At 29.4% G+C, this 238-nt stretch carries 1 protein-coding gene; it reads left to right on the top strand.

Features of this window, described 5'->3' with window-relative positions; all coding sequences use genetic code 11:
• Positions 1 to 238, top strand: a 238-nt coding sequence (locus tag HWD93_RS18875) for a hypothetical protein (protein WP_261647655.1), incomplete at both ends; no start/stop codon positions are given.

Below are 238 nucleotides of genomic sequence, written 5' to 3'. Positions count from 1 at the left end.
ATATTGCTATATGTGAAAAATATAAATAATAAATGTATGTATGCAGTTTCTCATGATGATGATAATTTTAAATATAAGGATGAGTTTTTTGAGGAAAGGGGTAGCTATAAATTAAATCAAACACTTGATTATGATAGTCTTCAGTACAGCAAATCTCTTGATTATAAGATTGAGCTTAATGGGGAAGTATATTATCCAGGTGGCGATGCTAATCTCTTTAAAGAAAGAGCTTTAGGTC

The organism is Curtobacterium sp. C2H10 (assembly GCF_025407985.1).
Classification (GTDB): Bacteria; Actinomycetota; Actinomycetes; order Actinomycetales; family Microbacteriaceae; genus Curtobacterium.
This window is presented reverse-complemented; position numbering and strand designations above follow the sequence as displayed.